Raw genomic sequence first — 15,271 nt, 5'->3', positions numbered from 1 at the left:
ATGGGTGACGGCCTGCGTGACGGCATACTCCAGCGTCGCGTCCGCAGCGGGGCATGCGGGCGTGAGGGTGCCATCGGGCAGGGCTCCGGGTAGTGGCGCGCGCGGCACTGGCATGGGGAACCTTCCCGAGGTGGTGCAAGTTCACACCACTGTGGAAAGGTAGAGACGCCTGTGCAAGCGCTGGCGCGCAAAGAGGTGACGCCGGCGGTCAGCCGCCGGCGCGGAAACCCCGTGGTCAGGCCCGCTGGCGGGACAGGACGTCGTAGATCGTGGCGAGCGATCGCATGACCGCGCCGTAGTCCTCCGCGTTCAGCTGTTCCAACTGGTTCATGCTCAACGGCAGCACCAGGCCGAGCTGCGGGCCGGGTTCGGTGGCGGGGCTGGGCCCTGGCGGCTCAGGGTCGCTTGGACGTGAGTGCTGGGTGCCCCTGTCCACTGTGCTGGACAGGCGCAGAGTTCCGTCGTCGGCCCGCTCCATGTAGCGGGCGAGTTCCAGCCAGTCCACCAAGTGGACCCATGGGGTCAGCCGGGACGTGGGGTAGGGCCGCATCGCCTTCGCGACATCCTCGGTGCTGAGCGAGGTCTCCGCTGGGACGGAGGCGACTAGCAACTGATACACCCAGGAGTCGCGCCAGACCTCCCCGAATAGGGTGCGTGCCGCCTCCCGGTCGGTGGGCTATGCCCGGCCGACGCGGGCACCGGCAACGGTCGGAGTCCAGCCGGCCGGGCCAGAGGTCAGCAGTCCGGTGTCGGTCAGGAAACGCAGGGACGCAGTGACATCGCGGTTGAGACCAGTCTCGCGGGCAAGGTCGCGGATCTTGGCGGCGGACCGCCCTGTCGCGCAGGTGGTGACGGCGGCGGCGAGGAGATCCACCTGCCGGTCGGCGGAGATGGTGACGGGCGGCATGCGGTAGGAGGCCGTCTTGCCACCCGTGCTGGACGCCGTGTCGGTTGTGGCGTAGTGGGAGGTGCCCCGGTGACGGGAGCGTCCGGCCGTGCCGGACGAGGAGGCTTTCATTTCGTGGGTCCTTGGTCCGTTCGTCGCCGAAGAGATCGGCGGTTTCCGGAAGGGCTCACGCTGAACGGACCGCATGGCCTAAGCTGGCCACCGGTGCGTGAGCCCTTATCTGCAGGGATGCGCCAACGGCCGCCGTGGGCTCGACACTTGCGGCGGCCGATCTGCTTGTGTGAGCCCTTATCCGTCCCTGGTGGCCTCCGTTCCCGCAGCAGCGAGCCAGTACCGGGACTGACTGTCGCGAACCACGGTGCCTTCCTTGCGCAGCTTGGTCAGCCGGGCGCGGATGCTGGACGCGGAACTCGTCACGCCCATCGCCTCCGCCTTCCGCGTGATCTCCAGCGGGAGCAGACCTCCCCGTCCGCGCAGGACGTGGAAGATGCACTCCTCGATCGTCAGGCTGCTCTGGTCCGATGCGGACGCAGCCGTACGGGCTTGCTCCTCGCCGTTGCGTGTCCCGTCGGCCTCACCGGCGTAAGCCTGCATGGCGCGCAGGGTCGCGGTGTTCTCCGCCAGACGCATCTCGAGCGTCGAGATCCGCGCCACAATCCCGTCGCGGTCACGACGAGCGGCTTCGATCTCGCGCTTCAGCTCTTCCGTGCTGCTGCTCAGGTCGGACAGGAAGCTACGGGTGGACGCGCTGACGTCGTGCACTGCGTCTCCCCCCTGTCGCATACCGGCTGGCGCGGCCCTCATGATCCGCTGCGCCAGCATAGACAACAACAACTGGCCCTGTCTCCAACATGGTTGAAGCACCTGAGGTCATGAGGTGTGCAGTCGCCAGCTGCGGTGCCCGTAGGTAGGGACTCACCTGGGGGAATGAGGAAAGCGGCCCGCCCGGAGGAATGCGTAGCATGGATCGGGGAGCGCAGCGCTCAACGGTCCAAGTGGGCTTCCCATTGACCGTGCGCTCTGCTGAGTGAGCTCCTTGCCGCCGGCATCTCATGCTCCAGCGGGGTAGCACTCGGCCCGCTTCCACCGGTGGTCAGCGCAACCCGCGACGGAGCACGATGGCGAAAGTCGCCGATGACTACAAGCACTGGTCATCTCATCGGGTCGTAGACCAGGCTGAAGGCGCGGTTGGCCGCCTCCTAGGAGCCCCTCGCACGTCGGGCTGGGCTGCTATCACGCCACCGTGCTCCGGACCGAATGATCAGTGACTTCCGCAAGTTGCCCTGGGCCGCTGCTGTCACAGAGGGGGAACTGTAGGAGGAAGCGGCTCAGCGGTTCTTCTTCGATGATGGTCTCCGGGGCTGCGTCACAGGGGTCTTCGGTGTGCCACACGCGGGGATCTGCTTCGTCCGGTCCCTCCGGTGGCCCACGGGAGGGACCAGTCCATGGAGGCCCAATACAACACGGCGAATACCGGCCGGTCGCCGAGCGGTCCGGAGGCGCGCTCGGGCTGCTTCTATACCGGGTTGTGGAACCTGTTGCTCGCTGGGCGGAGGCGGGCCAAGCGGTGGAAGGCGGCCAACGCCTCTGGGAGGCTGCCCGGTTCGCCCACCGTGTTCTAGTCTAGTCCTTGGCTGGCTCCGTCTCCTCCGCAGGGAACCAGGCAGGACGAGCGACTCCAGGGCTCGGATCGGATCCGTCTCCATGAGATCGAACCACTCCACCCCGGGCACCGGCCCGAGTGCCCGTTACCGGCCGGACGGCGTCCAGCACTACGCGGCCAAGCGGACAGGCCAGCGAACCGTCGTGAAACTGCGAATTTCTGTCACAGAAGACGCCCCACATCACACGCGCGAGGGAGCAGCCGGTCGACCCAGTGCCTGCCTTGCTCTTCCATCAGTCATGATGCTCGCATGGGTACCATCCAGTCAGCAGCAGAGGTCATGCCTCTGCTGGAACCCCTCACGGGGCAGAAGATCGCCGCACTCCAGGTGCTCGGCATCAACTCGCTGAAGACGCTTTCGCCACCTCTGGAGGCGCTAGCGGGGGAGGCGGTGACAGCGGCGGATGTCGTCGATCGCACCCTTCGCATCGACACGACGAGCCATGTCATCTCGTTTGATCTGCAGCGCACCGGTCGGGTGGTCCTGCTTGAGTCCGCGGAGCCCTATCGGTTCGTTGCCGGGGCTAATCGCCCTACAGTCCGTCTTCTGATGGCGGATGGGGCGGGCCTGGACTTGATCGAACCGGCCAAGACCAAGCGGATCACGGTGACGATCACGACCAGGCCTGCCTGACCCCAGCCGCACCAAAATGATCTACTTCCCAGGGCTGCCTCGATGCAGCTACTCTCGACGCAGAGATATGGGCAAGTCATGGGGAGTCGATGGGCCAGCAGACGCACCGGAAGGATGACCTCCTGGTCTCCTCCAACTTCATTCGAGCGATCCGGGAGTCGGGCTACGTCAGCCTCTCGACCGCTCTCGCAGAACTCATCGACAACTCCCTCCAGGCCGCAGCAACCGAGGTCGCGATCACGGTCGTGCGGACCAAGGCAGATGATGATCCGGAGATCTGTGTCGAGGACAACGGTCACGGGATGTCGCGTTCCGAGATTGAGGCGTGCCTCCGCTTCGGTGGTTCGTCACGCTTCGACGAGCGGCAATCGTTCGGTCGCTTCGGCATGGGGCTGCCTGCCGCATCGCTCAGCCAGGCTCGACGGATCGAAGTGACCTCCTGGCAGAACGGTCGGAATGCGCACCAGGTCTCTTTGGACGTTGATGCTGTCTCTGCCGGGGCCCCACTCGACCTTCGTGCCCGCCGTCAACCTGGCAGTACTGAAGGCTCGGGGTGCCGGGTGGTCTGGCGAAACTGCGACCGCATCGAGTATCGCCGCCTCGCCTGGCTCGAGCGGGCCCTGCGTCGTGACCTCGGACGCCTGTACCGCCGCTTCCTGAGCAGCGGCGAACTTGTCTTGACCATCAACGGGAAGCAAGTCGACCCAGTCGATCCCATGCTCCTTACAACCAGGATCGAGGGCCGTAGTGCAGGGCTGACCTTCGAGCCGATCCGCTATGAACTCGCCACCTCATCGGGCAAGACCGCCTTCATCGCGGTCCGGTTCGCGATGCTGCCGGTGCAGCACTGGCATCACCTGGACAATGCGACCAAACGACGCACGGGCATCGTCGGCGGAGCCGGCGTCTCCATCCTGCGTGCTGGCCGTGAGATCGCGAGTGGCTGGCATCTTATGGGGGCGAAGCGCAAGGAGAATTACGACGACTGGTGGCGATGTGAGATCGACTTCGACCCCATCCTCGATGAGCACTTCGGGATCACTGTGAACAAGCAGGGCATCCGGCCGTCTCAGGAACTTCAGGAGGCCCTCGGACCGGAGCTGGAGTCGATCGCCCGGCTGCTGAACTTGCGCGTACGCCAAGCCTTTGAGGAGGTCAAGTTCCAAGCGGCAACAGAGACGTCATGCCGTATAGCGGAGGCCGCGGACGCCGACCTGCCCGTTATCCGGTCGACCAGAAAGGGGTCGGGCGCGCTGAGCTACCGAATCGGGTCCGAGCAACTGCCGATTGAGACGATGTTCACCTCGGCCCTGAAGCGGCGCACGCTCGATGTCACACTCAACGTTGATCACCCAGCCTTCGCAGCGCTGTACCGGCCCCTGCAGGCACTGAGCGACGAGGCGGGGAGAGACCTACGCACTGCACTCGAACTGTTCCTACTATCCTTCGCCCGTACCACGACCCTCCTGGGCAGCGACGGTCACAACTGTGACGACCTCCTGCGACTATGGAGCAAAACCTACGGACGGATGCTCCAGAAGTCATGAAAGAAGAGGCCAAGCCCGTTACCCTCAGGCTCCCCGCCGACGCTTCCCGCCGGGAGAGGCAGGCGTTCGCTCGTCTCTGCACCCTGCTGGCAAGTGCTCCGCTCGGATCCACCGAGGTGAACAGTCACGATCACTGGATTCAGGCAGCCAAGATCAAGAACCTGTACGAGCAGCCGCTGCTCGCGGCAGCTGCTCACACCGCCATCGATCTGGTAGATCAGGGCTGGACGATCCAGGCCGATAAGTCCGGGCACGTCTTCACTCCCCCGTTGGCGAGCGGTGACCGAGAGAAGGAGAAAGCCCGTATCCGACGCCAGGAGCATCTGCGTCGGGACGAGCAACTCGGGCAGAGCAGCGTTCAACGCTTCGTCGAGGGTATGGAGCGCACGCACCAGCACGGCGGCCGGCTGGTCTCCATCTTCAATCTGATGCGCGACGGCCGGGAGCTGGCGGACGCACTACAGAGTGCCGGCGCATCCACAGACGTCATCAGACCGTACGTTCAGATCGTGGACTCCTCGACCTGCGATCTGACAGGTTTCAAGCTTCACGACATCTGGCGTTACTTCCGTCATACTTGGTCTAACGCCTACGCAACCGTGCCCGGCCGTTCGATGCCAATCTTGATCCGGGACGCGGCCACTGAATTCCACACCGTCATTGGGCTGGCGGCGATCTCCAGCCCGGTTGTTCAAATCGCCGAGCGCGACCACTGGATGGGCTGGGAAACTGATCAGTTTCTTGAGCAGGTGCGGGCTGAGCCCACTGCTGACATCGCCCGCTGGCTGGCCCGACGGATCAAGATTCAGCAGGAAGAGATCTATGTTGATGATCTCCTCCGCGACGGGATCCTTCAACCGACCGACCTGGCGACGCCTAACTCGGAAGCAATCGGCCGGCTGCGGGCTGACGCTGAACGGCACCGTCAGCGACACCACCAGGCCAGCACAATCCGCGAGGTCCGCAACATAGAGCGTGGTGCGTGGGTGGATCGGGCCACGACAGATCTGTTTCGCAGTAAGCGTTCAGCAGCGCTTGCCGAGACCTTGGAGATCGTCACCCTCCTAGGGGCCTATCTCTCTCCGCCCACAGCCGAAGGACTCACCAAAGCTTTCTCCGATTCGAAGGCGCGGGCCCAGATGCGTCGCGTGGTACGCCGCGCACGAGGAGAGCGGGTCGGCACCGTCATCGCCGACCTCACCATCTGTGGCGCCGTGGCGCCTTATAATGCGCTGGTGGCAGGTAAGCTCGTAGGGGCCCTGGCCGTCTCACCGAGGGTACTGACTGCTTACCGCGAAAAGTATTCACGCCCCAGTGAGATTGCCTCTGCGATGGCCGGCCGCCCAATCCTGCGCGAGCCTCGCCTTTCCTTCATCGGAACCACGTCGCTCTACGGAACTGGTTCAAGCCAGTACAACCGATTGTTCTGGCCTGCTGAGGTGATGGGAGGAAAGAGCAACGCCCGGATCGGGTTTCACGAACTTGGACGGTCACGCTCCTTTGGAACCTCTCACTTCTCCAGTGAGACCGTCGAAGCCCTTGTTCGGCTTTCGGCCCTACGCGGATCGCTCGTACGAGTCAACAATCTGTTCGGTGAAGGAGTCAGCCCTCGTCTACGGAAGGTGAGGCTAGGGATCGCCGCACTTGGGTGGCCCGCCAACGAACTCCTCAGGCACGGACGTGAACGCATCCTCTACGGAGTTCCGTTGGTCGAAAACCTGCGAGACTACTCACTCGGCGTCGATGAGGAACCGGAGTACCTACTCAATCCCGATCTGCCTGAAGCAGACGCTAGGGTCGCCAACTGGTGGCTTGAACGCTGGTGCCGACAGAGGGCCGCACGCCAGGACGTCCTTGAGTCCATGCGTTCCCATCGGCTGGTCCGCCCAGTCCGGCATGGCGCCCGGGTACCGTTGCCTACTGCAGACGGGATGCCGCCGATCAACCAAGGAATGCTGCCCATCTTCACATAGCCGGGAGGCGCCCCTTCGGCGAGTGCGGGTCATGTCTGGAGCGGCACGAGGCGTCATGTATGTCGGTCCAGCGCGGCTGCGATTACATCCACAGCCCGACCGCTGCTCGCCTCGATGTCGACCCAGCGGATCGGCGGCAGGGGAATGGGCACCGGCTCCTTCACCCGCTGTAGGGCGCCGACGAGGTGCCGGTCCTCGGAGAGAAAGACGTCACAGTCCGGCAGATAGCAGGCTAACTGGTTGTCGTGCGGCCCGTGCTCTTGGTGACCATACGCGAGCACTGCCACCCCAGCCAGTTGCGCGGCATCCATGCTTCGTCGATGTCTTTGAGCCAGTAAACGCACGGGCATCTCATCCCCGCCTCCCGAGGGTACTGCCGGACGATCGTGCAGGCCACGTTCCGCCCGGACGGAATGTCGCCGTAACAGGTCAGGCGGGGACGCCCATGGTTTGCCTACTATCAACCCGATAAGCGTCTCCTCAGGAAGTGCCCGAGTCGGGATTTTCCGAACCTGTAAGGTGGCGCAGGAAGCTCGAATCGACTTCGATGCTGCCGGTTAGGCGCCAAGTGCGGCGCTCGTAGGACAGGTCGCCCGTCACAGTAAAGGGAAGTTGGCGCTCATAGGCCATGATCGCCCAGCTGTGATTCGCTCCCGTCAATGGAACATGAACTCGCAAAGTCTTTCGTTTCACCTCCGCCACGATGATAGCTGTTCCTGCCTCTTCGCCATTGGGCGTCGAATCTTCCCGTATAAGCGACCTAACGAGACCGGCTAGCCTTTCACGCCGTACGGGCTCTTCCCTTTGCACAAGTTGTTCTCGAACACGCGGAAGCTCAACAATTGTGTCTCGGTCTAGCGTAATTGTTGCTAGGCCCACGTCCGGCCTACGTTCAGCCGCTGCCCACTCGAAAGAAAAGTCCAGTGAGCGAAGGTGCTGTGACAGTGACATCTCTTCGAGCGACTCCACTAGCCCCGTACTAAGCCCTAGGCTGCTTGGAGCTGAGAGAGCCTCTTCGTCCCAGGACTGTGTTAGACGCTTTGTGGTCTCTAGGCCTCTGGCCAAAGTTTCCATGACTTGCCGTGGAAAAGGTATAGCATGTTCCTCGTGGTCATCGACTGGTTGCGGATTAACCTCGCCTAGACGGGATACTACGGTGAAGACAAAGCTGCCACGCTTCGTGTGCCCCAGCCTTACATCCTCTTCCAGGAACTCGTTGACCGCTGCCGGCCGCCGTCCTTTATTTGGATGATTAGGGTCAACTGCTGTAGTTGCAGCTGACTTCATCAACTTGAGGATGGCTTGTAGTGTCTTTTCGGCCTGTCGAAAAGGGATTGTCCCATCGATCATTTCTTGATCGAGACGCACGAAGAACAAGTCCGCTCGTGTAGCGATGATGTGTTCCAGTAGTTGCCCGGCATCCCAGTCGTGAATATGCCCGAGCGACTCCAACGTGTCCGCGAAGCGTGGTGCGAAGTCTGCGAAATCTGTAGCTAGCGGGACCATGACACGGGGCGCGGTGGCCAATGAGGCCGACCGGTAGCGCCAGACCTCGCGAACCTCCGGCTGCTTCTGTTCCAGCTCCCAGTCGTGAGAAGCCAGGAACTGAGAGACTGCGGGAGGAGTCAGCGCGGATGCAATCTCACGGTAGCTGTCAAACGCGGCTCGGGTCACCTCAGACCCCTCTCTGCATCGCCGATTGACTTCATGATGCCCAGAAGCTGCTCACCCGTGAAGAGGTTTCGGCGTGGTAGATGTACCGTGTGGTAATCATTGATCGAGCCGTCATATCTCAGGTTATCCGCAGACTCCCAGAACATGCGGCTACGCGTATACAAGCCATATTCATTTGCGTGAAGCCAGGGTTCCGGATCGCGTGGAATGAGGAGGATGCCAAGGTAGGCGGGAATATACCGCTTCGTGCGAGTTAGTTTCTGAAACGGTTTTGCCTTCATTTTCCACGTCATGCTGTCATCTTTAAGTAAGCTCTCCTGGTAGGTGCACTTCAATTGAAGCTCGAACTGCGGCCCGTAGTAGCCGCGATACTCTGTCGAAGAAACGATCGTAATGTCAACGCCCTCATAATCGGTCTCATGGGTTTTTATGGAGCACCCGGCCGCGTAAGCGATCATGCGAGTGAACGATACACTGAAGTGCTCCTGTAGTGCTGTGATAGGTATCTGACCCTCCGCAAGGTCTTGTTCGCCCATCATTTCATTAGTGCCGCCTTCGGCCATATTTCCCCTTTGGTATTCCTTCATTGATTGCCGAAGCGAGTCACGAAGGAGGGAGTAACGTTCAAGATGTTAAGGTTTTCGCTTATGTTGGTCCCGTCTATTCTCGTGTAGGGCGCCGCTAAGTACCTTCATGATTTCAGCACGGGCGGCGGCCCGCATAGCAATATGCAGGCCGCCGCCCTATGGGGCTATCTCCCCTTGCCGCGTGAGCAGGAGAGGTAATGGAGACCAACTCGGCCAAACTCAGGCCTCAGTGTCGCCATATCTAAGGGGTAAGCGGTTGCAGAAGTGCCTCGCGTGCCCGACCGCCGATAGGCATCGCATCTAGTTCTGGCTCATGCCAGAGCCCTCAGAACGGTTTGGGTCGCGAATGGCAAGTTCTGGGAAATCACCAGATCGTCGACCAGGTGGACCGAAACTTTGCTCTTCTCGGCACTTTCCTGGGCACGCCGCAACCGGTCGTTCGGTGCTACGCCCGGAGTCAGCGGGCTATGAACACCAATGATCCATTCACGGTCACACTTCCTGGCCAGGATGGGCGCAGTGACCGGACCGACACCCTCGACGTCGATCTTGACGCCTCGCTCGAACGAGATACCGAGCTCTCGGCTGTCGAGATCCTCGAAGAGCCTGTCGGTCGATCGCGCGAGTCGTGCTTCGTCAAGAGCCGGTGGCGTGTCGTCGATCAGGTAGCGGAGGAGGCTGACCCCGACGTGGCGGTCAAGGAGGTTGTGTTCGAACCGGTTGCGGAAGCTGCGCAGACAGCGGTAGCAGGACTCATCGCAGTTCGCTGGGCAGTCTTCGAGAAGGCCCAGCGTTTGCCTAAAGATCTCCATGCCGTGGTCGTTGACCCGGCGAGTGAAGCCGGCACCGCCGGCGAGGGTGTCGTACATGTAGATGTCGGCTTCGCGGCCTTCGCCACCAAGAGGTGTCAGCGCAGGACGGTATTCCGCTTGCAACTCCGTGGCCTCGATTCCGAGCTTCCGTGTCGCAGCAATCGTCAGGGCCTCAGCAATTGTGCGCAGCGCGATGTGTGTCGATAGGTAGTCCGGCTTGAGGGTGATGGGCGAATCTACCTTGAGACGGACGAGGAGCACGTCGGAGATGAAGTCAGTACCGAGCACCAGACCGCGGGTCGAGCGAGATCCGGGACAGTTCGGTTCCTTTTCGTCGGGGTAGGGCTTCTTGTGTGTCCCATTCACCACGCCCGTGGCCGAGGCTGTCGGCTCAATGAGCCCGCAGAGCGTGCAGTAGGTGTACCCCTCGCTGCGGGGACCGGTGTTCGTCACCAGCAGCGTCTCGCGGCGATACGTCTGCTCTAGCCGGTTCGTGACGCTTTGCCAGGCGCTCTCCTCGGTCGGCCCGGACGCCATGAGCTTGGCTCGCGTGGCGTAACTGCGAGCCGGGGCCTTGTCGGCACTAGTGCCGGGATCCTTCCTGGCCGGGTGCGCAAACCCTGGCGGGCGCATCCAATTCTTAGCCTTGCCGAACTTTCCTTCGGCACGGCAGGCCGGACAGTTGCGTTCATCCCCAGGCGCGGCCTCGCCGTACGAGTAGTAGTTGGCGTAATGGCACACCTGGCACTCAAAGTAGAGCAGCTTGTCCCGCCAAGCTTGGTGACGCGCCTCTTGGACTGGCGCGTAGATGGCCTCGGAGGTCCATTCTTTGTTATCGATCCACACCACCTTGCCGGGCGCGTACTGGCTGAGCGCTACCGCAAGACCCTGACTGGGCGCATAATGGAACTCAGGCTTGAACCGCGTCGACCGATCGATATCAAAGACGTAGAACGAGACGACATCCGTCGGGAACGCGTAACGCGGCAGCACTCCCTTGTATAGGAGTCGATCGAGCAGGTTCTTCTGGGTCCGCCGGGCATTCGGCTCCTCCGGATCCTCGGCTGGGTCCTCCGTATCCTCCTCATCAGACTCTGATGACGCGTCACTGCCGGAGGCCGTTACAGGGTGCCCGCTGACATCGAGGTCAAGGGCCTCGTCGATCGAGTCGAGAGTCCTTGTGACGAAGTTTTCTAGGACGGAGTGGTGGCCGTTTTGGTCGAGCTCGTCGGGGAGCCATGCCGCAATGTCTTGCCGAAGAGAGTCTGCATTGGCGTTCAGCCACCCTTCCAGGTCGGCCCTGTTCAGTGGGGAAGTTGTCCCGGTGAAGTCCGTGATTTGTCCCAGTACCTCGAAAAGCTGTGGCTGCTCGTCGGGGTCGATATCAGGAAGACGGTCCTGGTGGTAGCGCTGCAACAGGTACGCGATTACGTGACGGCGTGTGATCTCCTCGTTGTCCATCGTCAGTACTGGGTCATCGACCGGACCGCGGATCATCAGTGCCGGCTGGCGGAAGTAATGATCGTCGTGGGTGTCAGCGCTTCCGAAGGCCAGTACAGTGGCGACTGCGTTGCCCCGCCGACCGGCCCGACCTGCGCGCTGCTGATAGTTCGCGCGCGAAGGTGGCATGTTGCGCAGAGCGACACCAGACAGATTTCCGATGTCGATGCCCACTTCCATGGTGGTCGTGCAAGACAGAACATCGATGGCGGCGGGTTTCTTCCGATCTCCGGATCCGGGCAGACCGAGGTCGACATCTTGGAACAGCAGCTCATGTTCTTCTGCCTTGGAGAAGACAGCCTCTGACTGTGCCGCGGCATTGAGCTGCGCCGTATGCTCAGCGGCGATGATGCTCATGGGAGACTCGGGGCTGTCCCGTAGAGCTCGTGTGGCGCTGGCGCGGTAGTACCCCTTACGGGCTTGGAAGACCGAGTCTGTATCGGGGTCTAGCGTACGGACTTGGTCGTCTCGGCAATTGACGCACCGGGAAGAACCGGGGAACGGTCGCTGGGTGAAACGACAGCGTTCACAATAGCCCCAAGTCGTTTCGAGATCCAAGTAGACCTTCGAGGCTGACAGTCGGTATTTCCCAGCCACCGCTTCGCAGAACTCCTGAAGCAGTGTAGGCAGCCATGTGTCATTGAACTGCTTCTTCGCTGCCTTGGAGTCGAGCCACTGGTCAATCGATTGAAATTTACCTGTGTGCGGGTGGACGCCACCTTCCGTCTTCCACCAGTCGCCATCGGTCATGGACGGGAACCAAATGCCGGGAGTCGTCCATTGCATGAGCCACATTCGCATGAGCCCCAGCTTGGATTCCTCGCTGACCGCCACGCCGTCGATGTCGGGGAGCGTTGCGAGTAAATCAGCAGTCCTGGCTCGGGGCTCGCGCAGGGATGCGAGGCCGAGGGATGCGAGGCCGAGGTATTTGTCCGTGAGCGTCGCGTACATCGTCCGCATCAGCGCATGCGGTGGCGGATCGGTGATGCTGAACAACTGCATGAGCTCGCCGGGATTGCCCTTGAGCGCGCCCTTCTCGATGGCCGCTTCGACCCTGTCCAGGACGTGAAGTGACTCAGAAGGACGCAGTTCGGGGCGAAGCCGAACCGACAATTGGCGGGCGCCAACCATTACTGCCAGATACAGATGGTTCATGGACAGCATGGGCTCGAGCATCGTCTTTTCTAGCTCTTGCCACCCGCACACGATCAGGGGCCGCATGGCGTCGCGCATAGAGTAACTCTGCAGGTTCGGAGCGAGACGGGCGGCGACCTGACGGGAGTCGGAAAAAGCGAGCACCTTACGCCCACGCAATGGCGCGAAGTCGGTGTTCGGCTGCGCGCCTGGTGGCTGCATTTCAAGCTGACGGGTCACCAAGGCCTGAAATGGTTGGTCACCCTTCGTTTGGTGATCTTGCACTGACGAGCGTCCGTAGCCTGCGCGCCGACCGCAGACACCGCAAGGCTTGAACTGACCGTCCGCCTCGGCCTCGTCGCCGTCATCTTCGCCAGCGATTGGTTCCCCACTCCGAAGCCCAGGAAGGAAAACGCTGCGGACGCGACGATCGAGTACCTTCTCTGGGTTAAGTCTGCCGGTGACCAGGTCGAGGTCGGCCAGTTCGACGTTCTTCTCGTAGGGCTCTTCGAGTAGCAGGTCAAGGGGCTGCAGTTCCGGGATGAGGCCGGACGCGGACTGGAAGGCTCCTCCCGGCTCGTTCCACAGGTGCGAGGGGTTGGCGAGGTCGTCGGTATAGGCCCGCGCGTAGGAGGAGCCACAATGTCGGCACGTGTACAGCTCAAAAACCCTGGTTCCGCAGTCACAGGCTGCTCTGGGCTGGGCATAAAGTCGACCCACTGGGCCTGGCTCTGGGTAAACCTCTCGGTCGACCTCCGGGCAGTCAGGGTCGAGACATGCCCAGAGCCCGGGGAGACCGCGGAAGAACGCATGCACGCGGCACGGCAGCAGCCCTACACCGTCCACCGACCGTCGTGCCGCGCTACCGAGTGCAACCAGAGCAGAAACGGCTCTGTCAGCGAGAACTTGGTCCACATCCGGGAAGATGAGTGTGCCCAGGTCACTGACGGGCTCTGCCTGCTTCATGGTCTCGTTGACGAGGAGATTCATCGGACCGAGGGCGTGGAGCGCCTCGTGTAGCAGTTCGCCGACCGTGACACCCGGCCTCAGGCCCACCTCACGGTAATCCAACAGGCCTTGTACAGAAGCAATGCGGGCGTCGTCCCCTTCACTCTGATAGAAATCGTGCATCGGCACGGCAGCCAGGGCCTGTGCATCCTGCAGGCTCCCTGTGCTGGCGCCTGCCCGAAGGGAGAGCTTGCCTTCGACGCTCTTGAAGTCGGCCTCGGACTTGCCGCTCAACTGCGCGGCGAACTGACGCGCATACCGGGAGCTCGTGAAGCTGGCACTTGTGCAGATCACCTGCAACTGCTCCGCCGGGATACCGAGCCTCGCGCGTAGACGACGGAGCAGGAGTGCCACCTCGGCGCCGGCGGCTCCGCGGTACATGTGAGCTTCATCGATGATCAGAAGGAACTTCTCGTCGGGATTGTTCGCCAACCAGTCCCGTGTGGCATCGAATACGGGCCGCTCAAGCGGACGCATCAGCATGTACTCAAGCATCGAGTAGTTCGTGATCAGGACGTCTGGAGGCTCTTCCAGCACTTCGTGGCGTGTCAGAAGCTCCGGGTCTTCGGGACGGGTGACGGCACGGATGAACTCACCAGCCTTGTTCTTCCACCGGGAACCGCTCTTGCCATACCACGTCTTCAGATCCGGCTTAGCTGGCCACTTGCCACGTGCCTCCAGTTCCTTGATGAGAGCCGCTGCTTCGTCGCGCTGGGGCGATGAGGAGTCGTTCGCCAGGTCGATCAGGTTGATGTAGAAGTCATCGATGGAGCGAAGACGCGTCTGGTCCTTCTTGGCCTTGCGCACGCCGGGGTACAGTGTCCGGCTGGTGTAGCGAGCGAAGCGTGCCGGACGGTCGGCCCACTCGCTGAACTTGGCAGTGACGCGTGGATCGCTCAGTAGGAGGCGAAGACGGCCCAACTGGTCGTTCACTAGCGCGTTCATCGGGTAGAGGATCAGAGACCTCACAGCCGGAACCTTGAAGGACTCGGGCTTGTGTGCGGCCTCTGCCGCGAGTTTGGCCAGCATCGGTAGGAGGAACGACTCAGTCTTCCCCGAACCTGTACCGGTGGTGACTGCCAGGCTCAGGCCATCCCGAGCGGTCGACTCCAGTGCCTCAGCCTGGTGGGTGTAGGGCGGGTCGTACAGCAGGCGCTTCGAGCCAGCCGCATGTGTCGACAGGCTTTTGAGGAGCTCTCGCACGGCTTCGTCGAGGTCCAGATCGCCGAAGCTGCGGTCCGTCTGGTAACGAGGGGTGCTCTCGATGAAGGGGGCCTGGAACAGCACGCCTTCTTGCTCGAGCAGCTCGCGACGCTGGTCGAGCACGGTGGGATGCCCGATGTGATAGGTCGCCTCGATGTAGTCCCGAAGGGCTGTCTGGATCTTGCTGATCGTCTCTGCGATCGTTGGCGCTTCCACTGTCACGCCACCCCTCCCTCTTCACTGACGTGCATCCATAGCATGTCAGTGAAGAACGCCGACACTTGACCGATCGCCGATATCGGTACGCGGTAAGAGACGAGCGCCCCTCTTACCTGTGAGACAGGCATACCCACAAGATCGAGATAGCGCTGCGCCCACCCGGGCACGGGGCTGAACAGGTCCAGACATCGGTCGCCGGACGTCCCCGGAGCAGGGTGTATGTGCATGGCTTGTGGTTCGCCCGCCAAGGCATCGATGGCTGCCTGAGTGCGCCACGCCTCGTCGCAGCCTGGTGCAGCGAGGTCCTCAACTGGAAGATCCACGAGTGCGCGAGGGGCTCCCTGCTCCACACGTACGAAACACCACAAGTCGGCGCCGTAGGCCTGAGAGCGGCGGGCAACGAAGTCTCC

General features: G+C 62.1%; 10 protein-coding genes. 3 read left to right on the top strand and 7 right to left on the bottom strand.

Annotated elements, in window-relative coordinates:
* Window positions 1–235 precede the first annotated feature (235 nt).
* From ACZ4WQ_RS40055 to ACZ4WQ_RS40045, 3 genes are all read right to left on the bottom strand, one after another.
* Complete coding sequence (locus tag ACZ4WQ_RS40055; RefSeq protein ID WP_468022792.1) at window positions 236–619, bottom strand: hypothetical protein; 384 nt, start codon at window positions 617–619, stop codon at window positions 236–238.
* Between the two features lie 57 nt (window positions 620–676).
* Entirely contained in the window at window positions 677–1,018 is a 342-nt protein-coding gene (locus ACZ4WQ_RS40050) for a hypothetical protein (protein ID WP_398370706.1), read from the bottom strand.
* A 177-nt stretch (window positions 1,019–1,195) separates the two neighbouring features.
* On the bottom strand, window positions 1,196–1,669 hold the full coding sequence (locus tag ACZ4WQ_RS40045; RefSeq protein WP_398370708.1) for a hypothetical protein: 474 nt from the start codon (window positions 1,667–1,669) through the stop codon (window positions 1,196–1,198).
* 1,151 nt (window positions 1,670–2,820) lie between these two features.
* On the opposite strand from ACZ4WQ_RS40045, the gene ACZ4WQ_RS40040 reads away from it, so the two are divergent.
* The 3 genes from ACZ4WQ_RS40040 to ACZ4WQ_RS40030 all read left to right on the top strand — a co-directional run bounded on the left by ACZ4WQ_RS40040 (window position 2,821) and on the right by ACZ4WQ_RS40030 (window position 6,724).
* Window positions 2,821–3,204, top strand: a complete 384-nt coding sequence (locus ACZ4WQ_RS40040) for a hypothetical protein (RefSeq protein WP_398370710.1) — start codon at window positions 2,821–2,823, stop codon at window positions 3,202–3,204.
* Window positions 3,205–3,293: 89 nt separating this feature from the next.
* Window positions 3,294–4,751, top strand: coding sequence for an ATP-binding protein (locus tag ACZ4WQ_RS40035; protein WP_398370712.1), 1,458 nt, complete (start codon window positions 3,294–3,296; stop codon window positions 4,749–4,751).
* Window positions 4,752–4,867: 116 nt separating this feature from the next.
* Window positions 4,868–6,724 carry a Druantia anti-phage system protein DruA gene (locus ACZ4WQ_RS40030; protein WP_398370714.1) on the top strand — a complete coding sequence of 619 codons (1,857 nt, stop codon included), beginning with the start codon at window positions 4,868–4,870 and terminating at the stop codon, window positions 6,722–6,724.
* A 53-nt stretch (window positions 6,725–6,777) separates the two neighbouring features.
* Here the strand turns inward: ACZ4WQ_RS40030 and ACZ4WQ_RS40025 are convergent, their stop codons facing one another.
* The 4 genes from ACZ4WQ_RS40025 to ACZ4WQ_RS40010 all read right to left on the bottom strand — a co-directional run bounded on the left by ACZ4WQ_RS40025 (window position 6,778) and on the right by ACZ4WQ_RS40010 (window position 14,864).
* A complete protein-coding gene (locus ACZ4WQ_RS40025; protein ID WP_398370716.1) occupies window positions 6,778–7,035 on the bottom strand; it encodes a hypothetical protein in 258 nt (85 codons plus the stop codon).
* Window positions 7,036–7,204: 169 nt separating this feature from the next.
* On the bottom strand, window positions 7,205–8,398 hold the full coding sequence (locus ACZ4WQ_RS40020) for a hypothetical protein (protein WP_398370718.1): 1,194 nt from the start codon (window positions 8,396–8,398) through the stop codon (window positions 7,205–7,207).
* Entirely contained in the window at window positions 8,395–8,961 is a 567-nt protein-coding gene (locus ACZ4WQ_RS40015) for a DUF4365 domain-containing protein (protein WP_398370720.1), read from the bottom strand. Before ACZ4WQ_RS40015 ends, ACZ4WQ_RS40020 begins: the two co-directional genes overlap by 4 nt.
* A 335-nt stretch (window positions 8,962–9,296) precedes the next feature.
* On the bottom strand, window positions 9,297–14,864 hold the full coding sequence (locus tag ACZ4WQ_RS40010) for a DEAD/DEAH box helicase (RefSeq protein WP_398370722.1): 5,568 nt from the start codon (window positions 14,862–14,864) through the stop codon (window positions 9,297–9,299).
* Window positions 14,865–15,271: the final 407 nt, after the last annotated feature.

It is taken from the genome of Streptomyces sp. NPDC028305 (assembly GCF_055569495.1).
This window is presented reverse-complemented; position numbering and strand designations above follow the sequence as displayed.